The 17,595-nt window shown below is 69.0% G+C and carries 15 protein-coding genes and 1 riboswitch; of the genes, 3 read left to right on the top strand and 12 right to left on the bottom strand.

All coding sequences use genetic code 11. The features are described 5' to 3' along the window. Positions 1–50: 50 nt before the first annotated feature. On the bottom strand, positions 51–1,568 hold the full coding sequence (locus tag ACWD10_RS34535) for a glutamate--cysteine ligase (RefSeq protein WP_451097637.1): 1,518 nt from the start codon (positions 1,566–1,568) through the stop codon (positions 51–53). A 486-nt stretch (positions 1,569–2,054) separates the two neighbouring features. Between ACWD10_RS34535 and ACWD10_RS34530 the strand changes: the two genes are divergently transcribed. Both ACWD10_RS34530 and ACWD10_RS34525 read left to right on the top strand, forming a co-directional pair. Then, positions 2,055–2,642, top strand: a complete 588-nt coding sequence (locus tag ACWD10_RS34530) for a hypothetical protein (RefSeq protein WP_451097636.1) — start codon at positions 2,055–2,057, stop codon at positions 2,640–2,642. A gap of 289 nt (positions 2,643–2,931) precedes the next feature. Then, positions 2,932–3,138 carry a DUF5999 family protein gene (locus ACWD10_RS34525; protein ID WP_451097635.1) on the top strand — a complete coding sequence of 69 codons (207 nt, stop codon included), beginning with the start codon at positions 2,932–2,934 and terminating at the stop codon, positions 3,136–3,138. A 144-nt stretch (positions 3,139–3,282) separates the two neighbouring features. Here ACWD10_RS34525 and gcvP read toward each other — a convergent pair whose 3' ends face one another. After that, positions 3,283–6,177 (bottom strand): aminomethyl-transferring glycine dehydrogenase, encoded by a 2,895-nt coding sequence (gene gcvP, locus ACWD10_RS34520; protein WP_451097634.1) that lies wholly within the window; start codon positions 6,175–6,177, stop codon positions 3,283–3,285. 174 nt (positions 6,178–6,351) lie between these two features. After that, positions 6,352–6,466, bottom strand: a riboswitch (glycine riboswitch). Between the two features lie 146 nt (positions 6,467–6,612). On the opposite strand from gcvP, the gene ACWD10_RS34515 reads away from it, so the two are divergent. Further along, positions 6,613–7,041 (top strand): PRC-barrel domain-containing protein, encoded by a 429-nt coding sequence (locus ACWD10_RS34515; protein ID WP_451097633.1) that lies wholly within the window; start codon positions 6,613–6,615, stop codon positions 7,039–7,041. A gap of 195 nt (positions 7,042–7,236) precedes the next feature. Here ACWD10_RS34515 and ACWD10_RS34510 read toward each other — a convergent pair whose 3' ends face one another. The 10 genes from ACWD10_RS34510 to ACWD10_RS34465 form a co-directional block, all read right to left on the bottom strand. Beyond that, entirely contained in the window at positions 7,237–8,733 is a 1,497-nt protein-coding gene (locus ACWD10_RS34510) for a DNA polymerase IV (protein WP_451097632.1), read from the bottom strand. Positions 8,734–8,823: 90 nt separating this feature from the next. Further along, positions 8,824–9,432 (bottom strand): MerR family transcriptional regulator, encoded by a 609-nt coding sequence (locus ACWD10_RS34505; RefSeq protein ID WP_451097631.1) that lies wholly within the window; start codon positions 9,430–9,432, stop codon positions 8,824–8,826. A gap of 178 nt (positions 9,433–9,610) precedes the next feature. After that, positions 9,611–10,084 carry a bifunctional nuclease family protein gene (locus ACWD10_RS34500; protein WP_006123076.1) on the bottom strand — a complete coding sequence of 158 codons (474 nt, stop codon included), beginning with the start codon at positions 10,082–10,084 and terminating at the stop codon, positions 9,611–9,613. 53 nt (positions 10,085–10,137) lie between these two features. Beyond that, the gene (ftsR, locus tag ACWD10_RS34495; protein ID WP_451097630.1) at positions 10,138–10,884 is read right to left on the bottom strand and encodes a transcriptional regulator FtsR; all 747 of its coding nucleotides are present in this window, start codon (positions 10,882–10,884) and stop codon (positions 10,138–10,140) included. A gap of 41 nt (positions 10,885–10,925) precedes the next feature. Beyond that, positions 10,926–11,882, bottom strand: coding sequence for an FHA domain-containing protein (locus tag ACWD10_RS34490; RefSeq protein ID WP_451097662.1), 957 nt, complete (start codon positions 11,880–11,882; stop codon positions 10,926–10,928). An 81-nt stretch (positions 11,883–11,963) separates the two neighbouring features. Beyond that, complete coding sequence (locus ACWD10_RS34485) at positions 11,964–12,872, bottom strand: DUF881 domain-containing protein (RefSeq protein ID WP_451097629.1); 909 nt, start codon at positions 12,870–12,872, stop codon at positions 11,964–11,966. Positions 12,873–12,877: 5 nt separating this feature from the next. Beyond that, positions 12,878–13,210, bottom strand: coding sequence for a small basic family protein (locus tag ACWD10_RS34480; RefSeq protein WP_019708255.1), 333 nt, complete (start codon positions 13,208–13,210; stop codon positions 12,878–12,880). Then, positions 13,207–14,106, bottom strand: coding sequence for a DUF881 domain-containing protein (locus ACWD10_RS34475; RefSeq protein ID WP_451097628.1), 900 nt, complete (start codon positions 14,104–14,106; stop codon positions 13,207–13,209). Before ACWD10_RS34475 ends, ACWD10_RS34480 begins: the two co-directional genes overlap by 4 nt. 87 nt (positions 14,107–14,193) lie before the next feature. Further along, positions 14,194–16,689 carry a sugar phosphate nucleotidyltransferase gene (locus tag ACWD10_RS34470; RefSeq protein ID WP_451097627.1) on the bottom strand — a complete coding sequence of 832 codons (2,496 nt, stop codon included), beginning with the start codon at positions 16,687–16,689 and terminating at the stop codon, positions 14,194–14,196. Between the two features lie 116 nt (positions 16,690–16,805). Beyond that, positions 16,806–17,414, bottom strand: coding sequence for a CDP-alcohol phosphatidyltransferase family protein (locus tag ACWD10_RS34465; protein WP_451097626.1), 609 nt, complete (start codon positions 17,412–17,414; stop codon positions 16,806–16,808). Between the last annotated feature and the right edge of the window lie 181 nt (positions 17,415–17,595).

Genomic DNA, 17,595 nt, shown 5'->3' with positions numbered 1-17,595 from the left:
GGTGGCCAGTGGGCAGTGGGCAATGGCCAATGGAAAGTGGCCAGGGGACATCACGTCGGAAGCACGGATTCCAAGAGCCCCATGGGCCAGGTGTGCACCGGCTCGCCCGCGTGCATCAGCTCGCAGTAGCGCCGCGTCGTGGCCGCGAGCGCGTCCTGCCGGGACAGGCCCGAGCGCCGCGCCCGGTGGTACGTCTCGGCCTGCCAGGACGCCCCGTTCACGCGCCGTCGGCAGCGCTCCTCGATCACCCCGAGGTACCGGTCCCGGTCACTGGGTTCGATGCCCCACGCGTCGAGCCCGGCGGCCGCGAACGGCAGCAGTTCACCGCGTACGAGCTCGACCGCGGGCAGCCGCGTCAGCCCGCCGAACCGGCCCGGCCGCGGCCACTCGAACTCGGCCTCGATGCCGTACCGGCACGCGGCGTCGAAGTTGGCCGCCGCCGCCTCGAACGGCAGCCGGGCCCACACCGGCCGCGCCTCCTCCGCCAGGGCCCGCACCACGCCGTAGTAGAACGCCGCGTTGGCGATCACATCGGTGACCGTGGGCCCTGCGGGCAGCACCCGGTTCTCCACCCGCAGATGCGGTACGCCGTCCGCGATGCCGTAGACCGGCCGGTTCCAGCGGTACACGGTGCCGTTGTGCAGGACCAGCTCGGCCAGGCTCGGCACCCCGCCCTCGTCGAGCACCCGCAGCGCGTCCTCGTCCTCGCAGATCGGAAGGAGCGGCGGGAAGTAGCGCAGATTCTCCTCGAAGAGCTCGTACGCCGAGGAGATCCACCGCTCCCCGAACCAGGTCCGCGGCCTGACCCCCTGCGCCTGCAACTCGGGCGGCCGGGTGTCCGTGGCCTGCAGGAACAGCGGGGGTCTGGACTCGCGCCACAGCTCGTGCCCGAACAGGAAGGGCGCGTTGGCACCTACCGCTATCTGCGCACCGGCCACCGCCTGCGCCGCGTTCCACACATCGGCGAACCGCCCCGGCGTCACCTGAAGATGGAGCTGTACGGAGGTGCAGGCGGCCTCCGGCGCGATCGACGCCGAGGTGCACACCAGGCGCTCCACGCCCTCGATATCGAGCGTGAACTGCTCGCCCCGCGCGGCCATGATCTGGTCGTTGAGCAGTGTGTAGCGGTCCACGGCGGAGAGATTCGCGGACACCAGATCCGTGCGGCCGAGCGTCGGCAGAATACCGATCATCACGATCCCGGCGGCGCATTCATCGGCCTTGCGATGGGCGTACCCGAGGCCGGTGCGGAGCTCTTCGGCGAGCTGGTCCAGAACGCTGCCGCCGAGCCGGTGCGGGGCAATGTTCACTTCCAGGTTGAACATTCCGAGTTCGGTCTGGAAATCGCCACTCGCGATGCGTTGCAGTACTTCCGCATTCATCATTCTCGGCAGCCCGTCCGGCCCCGCGAGATTCAGCTCTATCTCCATCCCCATGAGATTCCGGGGGCGGTCGAACCGCTGCTCGTCGAGCAGCCTGCGCAACCCGGCGAGGCACTGCTGCAGCTTCCTCCGGTACCGCTGCCGATCGGCCAGGTCGAACGCCCCGGCCGCGACCTTCTCCCCCATCGAAGCGTCCCTCCTCGATTGGGCGGCCCACCGCGCTGCCGCTGCGTCACGGAGGATGATGCCCAGGCCGTTCGATCGATAACGCCTCGCTGATGCCCATGGCACGCTACGCTCAACCCCCTTGCGGATCGGGCACATTCACCGGGCATGCAGCACATGCAGATGCAGTACGCAAGCAGACCTGGTGAAAAACGCCGATGAGAACAGGCCGACCGCGCACGGCTCGAACACCGAGGTCAGGACGCCACCACCAAAGGGAATCGGCGCAAACCCCGCAAGAAACCGACCGAATAACGCCTTGACCGGCAAACTCGGGGCGCTTAGGTGAAACGCTACCTGAACACCCGTCGTATAAACTCCCAGGTACGGCAGAGAGTTGGCGCCAGGACCTGGGCCCGACGCCCCCCGCCCCTCTGACCCAGAGAGCTGACAGCGCAGTCCGCACCTCTACGTCTCACCGGCCTGTCGAAATGAGAGGCACCCACCATGCCGCTGTATGTCCCCCCGGCTCCCGCGCCCGCCCTGCGCAGTGTCCTGACGGCACTCGGCTCCCCCACCGCCGTCCGTGAGGCCCGCACCCCGTCCCTGCGCGCCGCGACGGGCCCGGCCACACCCGAACTCCCGCTACCCGTCCACGTACTGGACCGGATCACCACCACCGACGGACCGCCCCGCACCCGGCTCGCCGGCTGGCGCTTCCTGATCCGCTGCCAGGAGCGCGCGCTGGCGGCGGGCGACACCCGGCTCACCCCGGACGGCTGGGCCTTCTCGCACTTCTTCGAGGGCCCCTACATCAGCGCCACCGAGCGCGCCCTGCGCCAGGCCGAGGCGCTCCCGACGCCGTATCAGCCGCGCCTGCTCTCCGTCCCCGAGCTCTATATGCTCACGCTCTGGCTGCATGGCGACACCGAGTCCGACGGCACCACCGGCAGCCCCCGCCCGGCCGACCTCCTCGTGCCGCTCGCGCCCGCCCCGCCCGGCATCGCCGCGCACCTCCCGCACCGCGTCGCGGACCTGCTTCCGGTCCTCGGTCACCGTCTGCCCCCCGGCCCACTGCTCGGCTCACCGGCCTGAAGGACGTACGACACGCGCTGTAGCCCCTTTTAGTCAGGCCCAACCCCCCAAAGAGACAGTCCAGTTGGACTGAACCGTCCGCATGGGTGACGCGTCCCTACCGGAAGAGCGGTGCTGCTCGGAAATCCCTGCGGATTCGAGTCCGTAGGGCAACACTGAGAGAGGACGGAACACCAACCGGACCGACACACCAACGGGCCGGACCGACACACCAACGGGGGCGGACATGAACACCGCATCGAGCCGCGGGGCTCAGCGCACTACAACGACACAGCGAAAGAACTCATCCATGTGCCAGCATCAGCCGCCTTGTCCTACAGCCGACTCCGCCGACCGGGAGGCCGCCCGACCCGTGGCGCACCACCCGGAGCAGGGCTGGAGCCTGCTGTGCAACGGCGTCCTGCTCTTCGAGGACACCGGTGAGCTGCTGCCGGACGGGCAGATCATCGCCCCGCACCGGCCGCTCGGCACCGACCAGGTGGCGCGCGCCGCCTGACCACGGCCCGGCCGTCGCCGGGCCGTCGACCAGGCACATCCGTACGGCCTCGAGCGACACCGTACGACTCGAGCAACACCGCACGACCTGAACAAAAGGGCCGGCACGGAGAGCGATCTCCGCACCGGCCCTCACGCGTGCCCGTCAGCTGTCGTACGCCTCCAGGGGCGGGCAGGAGCAGACCAGGTGGCGGTCGCCGTACGCCTGGTCGATCCGGCGCACCGGCGGCCAGTACTTGTCGGCCTTGGAGACACCGGCCGGGAACACGGCCTCCTCGCGCGCGTACGGGTGCTCCCAGTCGCCCGCGAGGACGGCGGCGGTGTGCGGCGCGTTCCGCAGCGGGTTGTCGTCCGCGGGCCACTCGCCCGAGCCGACCTTCTCAATCTCCGCCCGTATAGCGATCATTGTGCTGCAGAACCGGTCGAGCTCGGCCAGATCCTCGCTCTCGGTGGGCTCGATCATCAGCGTCCCGGCAACCGGGAAGGACATCGTCGGCGCGTGGAAGCCGTAGTCGATGAGCCGCTTCGCGATGTCGTCCACCGTCACACCGGTGGCCTTGGTGAGCGGCCGCAGATCGATGATGCACTCGTGCGCCACGAGCCCGCCGGGGCCGGTGTAGAGCACCGGGTAGTGCGGCTCCAGGCGCTTGGCGATGTAGTTGGCACCGAGCACCGCGACCTGCGTGGCCCGCTTGAGGCCCTCGCCGCCCATGAGTCGTACGTACGCCCACGAGATCGGCAGGATCCCGGCCGAGCCCCACGGCGCCGCAGAGATCGGGCCGACGCCGGTCTCGGGGCCCGCGGCGGGCTGCATCGGGTGGTTGGGCAGATACGGCGCCAGGTGCTCGCGCACCCCGACCGGGCCGACGCCCGGACCGCCGCCGCCGTGCGGGATGCAGAACGTCTTGTGCAGGTTGAGGTGCGAGACGTCGCCACCGAACTTGCCCGGCTCGGCAAGCCCCACAAGCGCGTTGAGGTTGGCCCCGTCGACGTACACCTGGCCGCCCGCCTCATGCACCTGGGCGCAGATGTCGGCGACGTGCTCCTCGAATACGCCGTGCGTCGAGGGGTACGTGATCATGAGGACGGCCAGCTCGTCGCGGTACTGCTCGATCTTGGCGCGCAGGTCCTCGACGTCGATCTCGCCGTCGTCCGCGGTCTTGACGACCACGACCCTCATCCCGGCCATCACCGCGCTGGCGGCGTTGGTGCCGTGCGCGGAGGAGGGGATGAGGCAGACGGTGCGCTGCTCGTCGCCGTTGGCCCGGTGGTAGCCGCGCACCGCGAGCAGGCCCGCGAGCTCGCCCTGCGAACCGGCGTTGGGCTGAAGCGACACCTTGTCGTACCCGGTGACCTCGGCGAGGCGCTCCTCCAGCTCACGGATGAGCGTGAGGTAACCCTGGGCCTGGTCGGCGGGCGCGAAGGGGTGCAGGGCACCGAACTCGGGCCAGGTGACGGCCTCCATCTCGGTGGTCGCGTTGAGCTTCATGGTGCAGGAGCCCAGCGGGATCATGCCCCGGTCGAGCGCGTAGTCCCGGTCCGCGAGGCGGCGCAGGTAGCGGAGCATCGCGGTCTCGGAGCGGTACTGGTGGAAGACCGGGTGCGTCAGGTACTCGTCTGCGCGCAGCAGGTCCTCCGGCAGCGCCTCGGCGACGCTCGCGTCCAGGGCGTTGACGTCGGCGAGGTCGGCCTCGACGCCGAAGGCGGCCCACACGGCGGCCAGTTGGGCCCGCGTGGTGGTCTCGTCACAGGCCAGCGAGACCTGGTCGGCGTCGACCAGGCGCAGGTTGACGCCGCCCTCGCGCGCGGCCGCGACGACCTCGGCGGCCCGCCCCGGCACCCGCACGGTGACCGTGTCGAAGAACTGCCCGGTCACGACCTCGACGCCGCCCGCGCGCAGCCCCTCGGCGAGGATCGCGGCGTAACGGTGGGTGCGCAGGGCGATGTCCTTGAGGCCCTGCGGCCCGTGGTACACCGCGTACATCCCGGCCATGACGGCGAGGAGCACCTGTGCGGTGCAGATGTTGCTGGTCGCCTTCTCGCGCCGGATGTGCTGCTCGCGGGTCTGCAGGGCGAGGCGGTACGCCTTGTCGCCGTCCGCGTCCACGGAGACGCCGACGAGGCGGCCGGGCAGGTTGCGCGCGAACTTGTCGCGCACCGCCATGTAGCCGGCGTGCGGCCCGCCGAAGCCCATCGGCACGCCGAAGCGCTGCGACGTACCGACCGCGATGTCGGCGCCGAGCTCGCCGGGCGAGGTGAGCAGCGTGAGCGCGAGCAGATCGGCGGCGACGGTGACGATCGCGCCGAGCTCGTGCGCCTGCTCGATCACCGGCTTGAGGTCCCGCACGGCACCGGAGGCGCCCGGGTACTGGAGCAGCACGCCGAACACCCCGCGCTCGGCGACCTCGGCCGGGATGCCCTGCGACAGGTCGGCGACGACCACCTCGACGCCGGTCGGCTCGGCCCGCGTCTCGATCACCGCTATGGTCTGCGGCAAGGCATCGGCATCGATCAGGAAGACACCGTCCTTGACCTTGCCCACGCGCCGGGACAGCGCCATCGCCTCGGCGGCCGCGGTGCCCTCGTCGAGCAGCGAGGAGCCGGAGGTCGGCAGGCCGGTCAGGTCGGCCACGGTCGTCTGGAAGTTGAGCAACGCCTCGAGGCGGCCCTGCGAGATCTCCGGCTGGTACGGCGTGTACGCGGTGTACCAGGCCGGGTTCTCCATCACGTTGCGCAGGATCACCGGCGGCGTGAAGGTGCCGTAGTAGCCCAGGCCGATCATGGACGTGAGGACCTGGTTGCGGTCCGCGAACGTGCGCAGTTCGGCGAGGACTTCGGCCTCGCTGCGCCCGTCGGGCAGGTCGAGCGCCTCGGCGCTCTTGATCACATCCGGCACGGCGGCGGCGGTCAGTTCGTCGAGCGATCCGTATCCGACCTGGGCGAGCATCTTGGCCCGGGCCTCGCCATCGGGCCCTATGTGACGCTGCTCGAAGGGGATGCCTCGCTCCAGCTGGGAGAGCGGAATGCGGTTGGCGGTCATTGCGGAAGGCCTCCTGGTCTATGCGACCTACGAGGGGCACCACGGCGCGGGCACCCGGACGGCCTCCCCCTCTGTCATCTCAACCTGAGAGCTTCACCGGTCACGTACCGCGACCGGCTTTCACCGTCGGTGAGAGCGGATGCCGTCGACGCCCGCCCTGCTTTCCAGAGTGACCTCATCCACGCGGTACGGGGGCCTGAGAGATTCCGGGGAGGATTTGCTCCTTCGGCGCCTCCAGTAGTCGGGCCTATGCGGCCTGTCAACCGGAGAGCTCTCCCGCATGGGGTCAGCAGCCGCTGGCCAGCCTACCAGCGCCCTCCCGGGGTATCCCTGGACACTGGACCGACGCCCACCTCTCTCGCGCTCGACTGGCCACGTGCCGCAATGTGCTCTTTCGTAGTGATGACGAAGGAGTTGCGACGTCTTGGAGGGACCGTGCAGACCGACATTGATCCACGGAGTCTGATCGGCCGCAAGGCATTCGACTGCAACGGCGCCAAGCTGGGAACGGTGGACGAGGTCTATCTCGACGATGCCACCGGCGTCCCGGAGTGGGCGGCGATACGCACCGGCCTGTTCAGCCGGGATGCGTTCATACCCCTCGAACCCAGCGAGCTGGTCAAGGGCACGCTTCAGGTCCCGTACGACCGCGCCCTGATCAAGGACGCCCCGGACTTCGGCGTCGGCCGCCACCTGTCGCCGGAACAAGAGCTTCAGCTCTACCACCACTACGGCATCGACGTCTCGGCGCCACCGCCGCCCAACCACAACTTCGGCCACGTAGCCGGCACGGAGACCCGTGACGAGGGGCCGGGCCCCTCGAACTCCCGCGGAAGCCCGGACTCCGGCCCAAAGCCGCCGTGAGGCCTGTGCCCCGTACGGGCCTGCTTTACGGATCACGTACGGGCCTGCCATACGGATCGTGTACGAGCCTGGCTTTACGGATCGGGTACGGATCTGGCTTTACGGATCACGCATCCGCGCCGTCGGCCCGGTGCCCTCGCCTGGGGGCTGCGCCCCCAGGCCCCCTGCCCTGTCGCCTCTGAGCAGGGCTCGTCCTCAAACGCCGGACGGGCTGGCAGTCACCCCTGAGGCCCCCTCCGAACCATCCGCCTCCTCCCCCGCGACAACGCCCCGAGCCGTCACCAACGGCAACGGCTCACCGACCCGCAACAGCGGATCATCGCTCCGGAACGTCCGCACCCGCCCCGGCGACGACCCGGGTGTCTCGAAGCGCACCGTCACCCGGCCAAGGCCGCTGCCCTGCACCCACCCCGGCCCGTACTCGGCATGCAGCACGTCCTGCCCGGCGTGCCAGCGCCGCTCCCCGGACACCTCGGCAGCACCGGCGTCCTCCGCCCCGTCTCCCGCAGGTGCGGCCGCACCGCCACCGTTACCGCCCCCACCCACCGCGGAATCGCCCTCCGCGCCCCCGGCCTCCCCCGGAACCTCAGCCTGAGCCGCCTCAGCCGCCGCCTCCGCAGCCTGGGCCTGTGCGAACAGGTCCTCCTGCGTGAAGTCGGCGAGACCGGACACCCCCACCCCGAGCAGCCGCACCCCGCCCGTGGTGTCCACGCCCTCGAGCAGCCGCGCCGCGGCCTCCCGCACCACCCCCGGGTCGTCGGTCGGCCCGCGCAGCGTCTCGGAGCGGGTCAGCGTCGAGAAGTCGTAGCGCCGGACCTTCAGGACCACGGTCCGCCCGGAGTGCCCGGATGCCCGCAGCCGCTGCACACAGCGGTCCGCAAGCCGGGCGACCTCCAGGCGCACCCGCACCCGGTCGTGGATGTCCACGTCGTACGTGTCCTCCACGGACACCGATTTCGTGTCCCGCTCGGCCACCACGTCCCGCTCGTCCCGCGCCAGGGCCATCGCGTACAGCTGCGTGCCGTGTGCCTTCCCGAGCAGCCGTACGAGCTCGTCCTCGCCCGCCTCGGCGATCTCCCCGACCGTGGTGATCCCGGCCCGCCGCAGATGGTCCCCGGTCACCGGCCCGACCCCGGGCAACGTACGCACGGACATCGGCGCCAGAAGCTCCCGTTCCGTGCCCGGGACGATGAGCACGAGCCCGTCCGGCTTGGCCTCCTCCGAGGCGATCTTCGCCAGCATCTTGGACGCGGCGAGCCCTACCGAGCCGGTGAGCCCCGTGACCGCCCGTATGTCCGCGCGCAGCCGCTCACCCACCGCCCGCGCGGACACCCCGTCCCAGGCCACGCCCCCGGCCTCCAGGTCGACGAACGCCTCGTCCAGGCTGAGCGGTTCGACCAGCGGCGACAGCTCCCGCAGCAGCCTCATGACCTGCTCGCTGATGTCCCGGTAGAGCCCGAACCGCGGCATCAGATACGCCGCGTTCGGCGCGAGCCGACGCGCCTGCGCCACCGGCATCGCCGAGTGCACCCCGAACTTCCGGGCCTCGTACGACGCCGTGGCGACCACCCCACGCGGCCCGATGCCGCCGACGACCACGGCCTTCCCGCGCAGACTGGGCTTGGCCGCCTGCTCCACCGAAGCGTAGAAGGCGTCCATGTCCAGATGAAGAATCGTGGGCGTCGATCTCACAAGACCGATGCTGCCCTACACCACTGACAATCGGGCCGCCACGCCTTGGCCGCCACGCCTTGGCCGCCACGCCTTACGAGGGCGCCGCGCTCACCCCGCGCGGTTGCGACGCTGCGCCAGCTCGTCGGTGGGGTTGTGCCCGATCAGCGTCTCGCCGGTGTCGATGCGCTCCCCGTGCAGCTGCGAGAGCGCCGCCTCGACGTCCCGCCACACCACACCCACGGCGATGCCGAAGACACCCTGCCCGCCCTGCAGCAGATCCACGACCTCGTCCGGCGAGGAGCACTCGTACACCGTGGCGCCGTCGCTCATCAGCGTCATGCGCTCAAGATCCGCGAACCCGCGGTCCCGCAAGTGCTGGACGGTCGTACGAATGTTCTGGAGCCCGACCCCGGTGTCCAGGAAGCGCTTCACGATCTTCAGGACGACCACGTCCCGGAAGCTGTACAGCCGCTGCGTACCGGAGCCGTAGGCGGCCCGCACGCTGGGCTCCACCAGGCCGGTCCGCGCCCAGTAGTCGAGCTGCCGATAGGTGATCCCGGCCGCCGCACATGCCGTGGGCCCTCGATATCCCACGCCTTCGAACGCCGCACCGGCGTCCTGGGCCACCACCTCAGGCCGCAGCGGAGCGTGACCGGCCGCGCTGCCGTGGAGCGGATAGGGACCACCCGCCGCCATACCGTCGCCGCTGCTTCTCACGCCGACCTCCGTCCTTGACCTGCCTTCTCGACGGTAGGGAGTACCCATAGGTGCGTCAACGAACGCCACACTCGGCACGCCGAGTGATAATCACCCCGAGAGTGGTTTACGCCGGGCTCCGGCGTGGAACGGCTGCTCGAATGAGCCGCCGGGGCTGCCCTGGCGGCTCAGCGGCCCTTCACTGGCTGTTGGTCCCGAAGTCCTCGGGCGAGATCTGGTCGAGGAACTCGCGGAACTTCTCGACCTCGTCCTCCTGCTCGTCCGGAATGGCGATCCCCGCGTCATCGAGCACACCGTCACTGCCGTAGATCGGCGTTCCGGTGCGCAGCGCGAGCGCTATGGCGTCGGACGGGCGCGCACTGACCTCGACGCCGCTCGCGAACACCAGCTCCGCGTAGAAGACGCCTTCCCGGAGGTCCGTGATGCGTACCTCGGTGAGCTCCTGGCCCACGGCCTCGAGCACATCCTTGAACAGATCGTGGGTGAGCGGCCTGGCAGGCGCCATGCCCTGTTGAGCGAAGGCAATGGCGGTCGCCTCCCCCGGTCCGATCCAAATGGGGAGGTACCGGTCGCCTCCCACTTCACGCAGGAGCACGATCGGTTGGTTGGAGGGCATTTCGACCCGGACACCGACGACGTCGAGCTCATTCACACAGCAACCCTAGGCCGTGCTCGGCAGGTTTGGGTAGTCGAGCTCCGTCCGAGTCAGTCCCGGCGGACGCCCAGAGCCTGCCGGACCAGGGCCGCGTGCAGCCGTATGGTGAGCTGCGCCAGCTCCTTGGTACGGGCCTCCGCATGGGCTCTGGTCTGCGGATTCCGGTGTCGGCGCAGCGGCGCGACCACCTGTTCGACCAGTCCCGCCTCGCGCTCCGCGGACGCTTTCATGGCCCGAAGATGGCGTGGTTCGATGCCATGGCCACCGAGTTCCGCGATCAGCTTGGCGACCGTGACGGCCTCGATGTCGTACGCGCCGTCGGCGCCGGGCGCGATCAGACCGTACGACTCCCACTCGGCCAGGTCCGCCTCGTCGACCTCTGCGCCCGCGAGAAGCTCCGCGCGGCCGATGACCGCGGCGGTGTGCTCGGCGGGCTCGGGAGCGCCCTCAGCGCCCTCCTGGGGGCCTCGCTGGTCCCCGACCGTCGGCAGCTGGACCTGCTCACCGCGGCCCAGGGCGTCGAGGTGCTCCCTGATCACCTTGAGTGGCAGATAGTGATCGCGCTGCATCCTCAGCACCTGGGCGAGCCGCTCCACGTCCGCGGGTCCGAACTTGCGGTATCCGGACGGCGTGCGCTGCGGCTCGACCAGACCTTCGGCCTCCAGGAAGCGAATCTTGGAGATCGTTACCTCGGGGAATTCCTCGCGCAGCAGATTCAGCACCGTACCGATGCTGACCAGGCGGCCGTCCGCGGCGGCGGTGCCGTCACCGGCACCGCCCTTCGCTGTATGACGCATGGACCTTCCCTGGTGGTCCCCCGGACGGAGTCCGGGGCGGGTCAGATAGCCCGCTGGCTCCCGAAGAAGACCAGCCGGTACTTGCCGATCTGCACCTCGTCACCGTTCGCGAGCGTGACCGAGTCGATCCGCTCCCGGTTGACGTACGTGCCGTTGAGGCTGCCCACGTCGGCGACGGTGAAGACGCCGTCGGCGCCGCGGCGGAACTCCACATGGCGGCGCGACACCGTCACGTCGTCAAGGAAGATGTCGCTCTGCGGGTGCCGCCCGGCCGTGGTCAGTTCGCCGTCAAGCAGGAAGCGGCTGCCCGAGTTCGGCCCGCGGCGCACGATCAGGAGCGCCGAGCCCAGCGGCAGAGCGTCGACGGCGGCCTGTGCCTCCGGGGAGAGCGCCGGTGTCGGCGTCTGACCGGTGGTCTCCGAGTCGTACGCCTCGATCCCCGAGATCGAGATCGTCGAGGTCGTCTCGGACGGACGCTCCGGCGCCGCCCCGCCCCGCAGCGGCGCACCGCAGTGGGAACAGAAGCGGCTGGCCTCGGCATTGCGGTGCCCGCACCTGCTGCAAACCGGCAAGGGATCCTCCTGCCGCGACTGGGCCCCGGGGCCGTTGGACGCCGACGGGCCGGAGGCAAAGTCTCCACCCGCACTTGAGGTTGACGGATCCTCGAAACCTATGCGGCCGGGCGCGGCAGGGTCAACAGAAGAAGCACCGTGAGCACCCGCAAGGTCACCCCCCGCACTTCCGTCGACCTGATCGCGGAAGAGCGGGCGACCCGCTCCCTGCTCCTCGGCCTCACCGTGCCGCGGCGCGCGGTGCCGGGCGGTGGCGTCGGCACCGTCCTCGCGGCCGCTCTTGCCGAACAACTTCGCAAACAACTTCACGGGCGATTCCCCTTGACCGAAACAGACCCGCCCGTGGGGCAGGACGAACCCTGAATGCACACACCGGCATACGTCGGGAGCACAGACATCCTTATAACGTCCGCATCCTCCGGACAGTTTCCACCACGCACCACACTTACGGTGCGTCGACCCCCCGCAACCTCATGTCCTTGCACAACTGCCCTCATACGCCCCGCCTCACTGCGAAGACGACCGAGCGTAGTCAGGACGATTCGCCCGTCGCAAGGCATCTACGACGATCCTCTCGCCCCGGACCACCGCGACCATCGCCTGCTCCTTCTCCAGCGTCTGCACCACACCTCCAGGGATGTTGAGCGCGGGCTCGAGGTCCTGCGGCTTGCCGATGATCTTGAACACATACGGGGACCGCAGCTTGCGTCCGTCCACCCGGACACCGCCCGCCCCGTCCTCGAAGTAGCTCTCGGCAACCACCCGGGCGTCGTTGATCTGAATCGCCTCCGCCCCGGCCGCGCGCAGCTCCTGCACGGCGTCGAGGAGCATGTCGGCCTCGACCGTGCCCTTGCTGTCGGTGATGGTCATCGAGATCCCCGGGCCCCGCGCCGCGACCGTGCCGGCCAGGACACCGAGCTGCCGCTCCTTCTCCAACGTCTGCTTGCGCGCCTCTTCGGCCTGGTCCGAGCTGTTCTCCAACTCGGTCCGCTGGTCGTCGAGTCGCCGCCTCTCGTCTTCTAGACGCTGAGTACGGTCATCCAGTTCATCGAGGATGCGAACAAGATCTTCCTGACGTGCTCCGCGCAGCGCACTGCTCTCACTGTTCGAGCGCACCTGGATGGCGAGGCCCAGGCCGAGAACGAACAGCAGTACGGCGACGATGAGTTGGGCCCGTGACACCTTGGGCGGCCACAGGCTCTCCGCGAGCCGTTGGCGGCCGGTGAGCTGATCCGCGGCGGACGCGGCAGGCGCTGCGGACTCCGCGGCCTCGGTGACCTCGGGCGTCTCGTCGGCCTGCGCAGGCTCGGAAGCGGGCGCGGCCGCGTCGCTTCCCGCGCCCTTGACCTGGACCTTGTGCTTGTCGTTGGCGTCGTCGGCCTTACGCGGCTGCTCCGGCGGCAGTTCCCTGCTCATCGGCCTCACGCCCGGAACACGTGCCGACGGATCGCGGCGGCGTTGGAGAAGATCCGAATGCCGAGCACCACGACGACACCGGTCGAGAGCTGCGCCCCGACCCCCAACTTGTCGCCGAGGAACACGATCAGCGCCGCCACGACCACATTGGAGAGGAAGGACACGACGAACACCTTGTCGTCGAAGATGCCGTCCAGCATCGCGCGCAGCCCCCCGAACACCGCGTCAAGCGCCGCCACCACGGCGATCGGGAGATACGGCTCGACCACCGCGGGCACTTCGGGCCGGACCAAGAGTCCGACCACCACTCCCACGACGAGGCCCAGTACGGCGATCACGATGTGCCCTTTCCTGCTTGCGGCTGTGCGGTACGTACGGTCAGGCTCGGCGCTGCGGGCAGCCGTACCTCTTCCTCTGCGGAGATGCTGGTCCTGACACCGAAGTTCTCCTGCAACGCGTGCAGGTACTGGCCGTCGGGGCTGTCCTGGAACCTGGTGCTCAGCCGTTGTCCGTTCCCCACCGCGAGCACCGTATACGGCGGTGCCAAGGGCCTGTTGTCGACCAGTATGGCGTCGCCCGCGGCCCTGATCGCCGAGAGCGAGGTGAGCCGCTGACCGTTGATGGCGACGGCCTCGGCGCCGGACTGCCAGAGGCCGTTGACGACCTGCTGCATGTCCCGGTCCCGTACCCGGCCGTTGTCGGAGAACCCGGTGTCCCCGCGCGGCCCGTCGCCGCTCCCGCCGGAGGCCTTGGCGTCGTCGATCACCAGCTTCACGCCGGGACCGTGCACCTCCGTGGCACCGGCGAGCAGCTCCACAAGCCCGCCCTGGTCACCACCGGCCTTCTCGAGTGCCTGACGCTGCCGCTGCCCGACCTCCTGGCGGAGCCCGTCGATCTCGCCCTCAAGCTTGTCGGCGGCCCTGGTCTCCCGCTCGATGCGGTCGATCAGCTCCTCGCGTTCCTTGGCCACGACCGGTGCCGCTATCCGGGCCTGCGCGGCACCTACGGTCACCACGAGCGCGGCGAGCACGAGACCGGCGGCGAGGCCGAGCTTCGCCCGCAGGGTACGCGGCAGACCACCACCGCCCTCGTTCCGCTTACGCTCCGCCGCCTCGGCATAGCCGTCGTCCAGGCTGTGATCCATCACATTGGTCAGCAGCGACATCGAAGCGTCAGGTCGCGCGGGTGGCGAAGATGTGCTCCGAACGGGGGGCTGCTGCGGCATGCCGCACATCGTCGCACGTCGCGGGCCGTACCTCCGAATGGCCCCACCGGCGCGCCGGTCGGCGGCCCCGCAGGCCGCCGACCGGCACTCCTTACGTCAGTGTCCGGCGCTGTCCACCACGGCGGACCACTCGTCGAGCAGCGCCTGAGCGGAGGCGTCGTCAGGGCCTTCGGCCCACAGATGGGTGACGGCCTCGGCCGGATCGGGCAGCACCATGACCCAGCTGCCGTCCGGCTCGACCACCCGCACCCCATCGGTCGTATCCACCGACCGCTCCCCCGCCGCCTCGACCACGCGCCGCATCACCAGACCCTTGACGGCCCACGGCGTCGCCACGTCCCGCCGCAGCACATGCGCCCGCGGAATCCGCGCATCGATCTGACTGAGCGTGAGCTGGGTACGTGCCACCAGGCCGATGAGCCGTACGAACGCGGCCGTACCGTCGAATACGCTGCTGAACTCCGGAATGATGAAGCCGCCCCGCCCGTCACCACCGAAGATCGTGGTGTCGTCGCGCCCCACCCGCGTCAGATCGTCGGGCGATGTGGTCGTCCACTCCACCTGCGTGCCGTGGTACGCCGCCACCTGCTCGGCGATCCGGGTGGTGGTCACCGGCAGCGCCACCCGGCCACTGCGCCGCTCGGCCGCGACCAGGTCGAGCAGCACGAGCAGCGCGCGGTCGTCCTCGACGATCCGCCCCTTCTCGTCGACGAGCGAGAGGCGTTCCCCCACCGGGTCGAAGCGCACGCCGAACGCTGCCCGGGCAGAGGCGACGATCTCACCGAGCCGCACGAGCCCCGCCCGCCGCGTCTCCGCCGACTCGGTGGGCCGCGCCTCGTTGAGGCCGGGGTTGATCGTCAGGGCGTCGACGCCGAGCCGACCGAGAAGGCTGGGCAGCACGAGACCGGCGCTTCCGTTCGAGGCGTCGACGACCACTTTCAGCCCGGATTCCGCGATCCCGGTGATGTCCACATTCCGCAGCAGCGATCCCGTGTACGAGTCGAAGACGCTCGCCGGAAAGCGCAGATCCCCGATCTCTCCGGGGAACGCACGACGGTACTCCTGACGCGCGTACACCCGGTCGAGCTTTCGCTGCCCGGCCTGCGACAGGTCGGCGCCGCGGCCGTCGAAGAACATGATGTCGACGGAGTCCGGAACCCCTGGGGTCGTCCGGATCATGATCCCGCCGGCGCTGCCTCGCGCCGTCTGCTGCCTGGCCACCGGCAGCGGTACGTTCTCCAGATCGCGTACGTCGATGGCGCTGGCCTGCAACGCGGAAATCACCGCACGTTTCAGGGCCCGGGCACCCCGCGAGTGGTCTCGCGCGGTGGTAACGGTCGACCCCTTCTTGAGAGTTGTCGCATACGCCCCGGCGAGCCGGACCGCGAGCTCCGGCGTGATCTCGACATTGAGAATGCCGGAAACGCCCCGGGCGCCGAAGAGGTGGGCCTGTCCGCGGGACTCCCAGATGACCGAGGTATTGACGAAGGCACCGGCCTCGATGGTCTTGAAGGGGTAGACGCGCACGTTGCCCTGGACGATGGATTCCTCGCCCACCAGACACTCGTCCCCGATGACCGCGCCGTCCTCGATCCGCGCGGCCCGCATGACGTCGGTGTTCTTACCGACGACACAGCCTCGCAAATTGCACTGCTGGCCGATGTACACGTTGTCGTGCACCACCGCCTTGTGTAGAAAGGCCCCGCTCTTCACGACCACATTGGAGCCCACCACGGTGTGCTCCCGGATCTCCACGCCGGCTTCGACCTTCGCGTAGTCCCCGATGTAGAGCGGCCCGCGCAGCACGGCATCCGGATGGACTTCGGCCCCTTCCGCGACCCAAACACCGGGCGAGATCTCAAACCCGTCCAGGTCTACGTCGACCTTGCCCTCGAGGACATCGGCCTGGGCCTTCACGTAGCTCTCGTGGGTACCGACGTCCTCCCAGTACCCCTCGGCCACATACCCATAGATCGGCTTGCCTTCCTTCATGAGCTGAGGAAAGACGTCACCGGACCAGTCGACGGGCACATCGGCCTGGACATAGTCGAACACCTCGGGCTCCATGACATAGATGCCCGTATTGACGGTGTCCGAGAAGACCTGACCCCATGTCGGTTTCTCGAGAAACCGCTCGACCTTCCCGTGCTCGTCCACGATCGTGATACCGAATTCCAGCGGATTCGGCACGCGTGTCAGACAGACGGTGACAAGCGCTCCCTTTTCCTTATGGAAATTGATGAGCTCGGTGAGGTCGAAGTCGGTCAGCGCATCACCGGAAATGACGAGGAACGCGTCGTCCTTGAGTGCTTCCTCCGCGTTCTTCACGCTGCCGGCGGTGCCGAGTGGCTTCTCCTCGTTGGCATAGGTGAGCTCCATTCCGAGATCTTCACCATCTCCGAAGTAGTTCTTGACGAGCGACGCCAGGAACTGGACAGTTACGACGGTCTCGGAGAGCCCATGCCGCTTGAGCAGCCGCAGCACATGCTCCATGATTGGCCGATTGGCCACGGGCAGAAGCGGCTTGGGCATACTCGAGGTCATGGGGCGAAGGCGAGTGCCTTCACCGCCAGCCATCACGACGGCCTTCATGTCGGAAGCGTCCTCCTTGAAGAGACGACTGTCTTGCCGACTTAGCCCGTCAGACAGGCCCGCCTAAGCTCAGGTTGCGAGCCAACAGCCGCGATACGGCCGCCCCACCGGCAGGCTTAATCGGCCATGGCGTCCGCCCTGATAACCCGGCGGACCTGAACCACGTACAGGATTCCTGCCCACCAGTACAGCGTTGTACCCCATCCGGCGAACGCCCATCCGAAAATAGCAGCGAGTGACGCCACCCAGCCGGTTCCGTCACTGAGCAACAACAGCGGGAACGCATACATGAGGTTGAACGTCGCCGCTTTGCCAAGGAAGTTCACCTGCGGCGGCGGATAGCCGTGCCGCCTGAGAATGCCCACCATCACCAGGAGCAGCAGCTCGCGCGCCAAGAGCGCGGCAGTGAGCCAGAGAGGGAGAATCTCCCTCCAGGTCAGCCCGGCCAATGTCGAGAGGATGTACAACCGGTCCGCGGCCGGGTCAAGGAGCCGACCGAGGCTGCTGACCTGATTCCATCGACGAGCCAGCTTGCCGTCGAGATAGTCGCTGACACCACTCAGCGCCAACACCAGCAGGGCCCAGCCGTCACTGTTGGGCCCACCGAACACCGGCCTGAGGATCAACCACAGGAAAAGGGGCACGCCGACAAGCCGTGCCATGCTGAGGATGTTCGGAATCGTGAGCACCCGGTCCGTCTGAACGCGGGTCTCCTGAACCTCCACCCTGGGCCTCCTGCGGTCACGTACGAACAATGCTCCATGACCCTACCGTCCGTACGAGTCGGCGCGTACACAGGGGTCGGCATTACCCAGAAATGCAGAAAGCCCCGTGCCATCGGCACGGGGCTTTCCCCACAATTAGTTCGGCGGCGTCCTACTCTCCCACAGGGTCCCCCCTGCAGTA

It is taken from the genome of Streptomyces sp. NPDC002851 (genome assembly GCF_053591935.1).
This window is presented reverse-complemented; position numbering and strand designations above follow the sequence as displayed.

What these genes read in the sequence shown, in the direction of transcription:
- ACWD10_RS34535 (WP_451097637.1), bottom strand. Translation starts at nt 1,568, where the DNA reads ATGGGGGAGAAGGTCGCGGCCGGGGCGTTCGACCTGGCCGATCGGCAG.
- ACWD10_RS34530 (WP_451097636.1), top strand. Translation starts at nt 2,055, where the DNA reads ATGCCGCTGTATGTCCCCCCGGCTCCCGCGCCCGCCCTGCGCAGTGTC.
- ACWD10_RS34525 (WP_451097635.1), top strand. Translation starts at nt 2,932, where the DNA reads ATGTGCCAGCATCAGCCGCCTTGTCCTACAGCCGACTCCGCCGACCGG.
- gcvP (WP_451097634.1), bottom strand. Translation starts at nt 6,177, where the DNA reads ATGACCGCCAACCGCATTCCGCTCTCCCAGCTGGAGCGAGGCATCCCC.
- ftsR (WP_451097630.1), bottom strand. Translation starts at nt 10,884, where the DNA reads ATGCGTCATACAGCGAAGGGCGGTGCCGGTGACGGCACCGCCGCCGCG.
- ACWD10_RS34485 (WP_451097629.1), bottom strand. Translation starts at nt 12,872, where the DNA reads ATGAGCAGGGAACTGCCGCCGGAGCAGCCGCGTAAGGCCGACGACGCC.
- ACWD10_RS34475 (WP_451097628.1), bottom strand. Translation starts at nt 14,106, where the DNA reads ATGTGCGGCATGCCGCAGCAGCCCCCCGTTCGGAGCACATCTTCGCCA.
- ACWD10_RS34470 (WP_451097627.1), bottom strand. Translation starts at nt 16,689, where the DNA reads ATGAAGGCCGTCGTGATGGCTGGCGGTGAAGGCACTCGCCTTCGCCCC.